Source organism: Mesorhizobium sp. M7A.F.Ca.US.006.04.2.1 (genome assembly GCF_004022915.1).
GTDB classification, from domain to species: Bacteria; Pseudomonadota; Alphaproteobacteria; order Rhizobiales; family Rhizobiaceae; genus Mesorhizobium; species Mesorhizobium ciceri.
The window spans coordinates 1-557 of sequence record NZ_RZQA01001580.1; the positions used below are offsets into that span (position 1 = coordinate 1).

The 557-nt window shown below is 61.9% G+C and carries 1 protein-coding gene and 1 pseudogene; one reads left to right on the plus strand and one right to left on the minus strand.

The genetic code is table 11. The annotated features are described in order from the left end of the window. The first annotated feature begins 12 nt into the window (after positions 1–12). Complete coding sequence (locus EN925_RS38845; RefSeq protein WP_128337506.1) at positions 13–273, plus strand: cupredoxin family copper-binding protein; 261 nt, start codon at positions 13–15, stop codon at positions 271–273. 111 nt (positions 274–384) lie between these two features. Here the strand turns inward: EN925_RS38845 and EN925_RS41360 are convergent. Then, a pseudogene (locus EN925_RS41360) lies at positions 385–557 on the minus strand (enoyl-CoA hydratase); the annotation flags it as partial.

A 557-nucleotide genomic window follows, 5' to 3' on the forward strand; every position in this document is an offset into this window, starting at 1 on the left:
GCCGTCGGGTTCGTGCCGGCGCAAGCCGAAACCATCCAGGTCACCATCGACAGGCTGGTGTTCTCTCCGGCCACCGTCGAGGCAAAGGTCGGCGACACGATCGAGTGGGTGAACAAGGATGTGTTCGCCCACACGGCAACCGTGAAAGGCGGCTGGGAAGTGATGATCCCGCCGAAGAAATCCGCAAGCCTGACTTTGAAGACGGCGGGACCGGTCGACTACTTCTGCCGCTTTCACCCCAACATGAAGGGCCGTTTGGTGGTGGCGCCCTGATCCAGCTCCGACGAGTGCATGTCGCCCAAAAGTGACCTCGGTTTTGGGAGAACGACACGCATAAAAACAAAGACCTGAAGCGGGTCGCCTGAGGAATTCAAGCGACCCGCTTCAGGCTCGCCTGGCCTCGTCGGGACGCGCGATATGTGTCCACGAGCCGTCATAGCCCGGCTCGCGGCGTGCAATCCAGGCATTCAGCCCTTCGCGCAGATCAGCGGTCGGGGCCATGCGCGCAAACTGCTCGGCCTCGACCAGCAAACCTTCGGCGATGCTCTGGTTGAGGC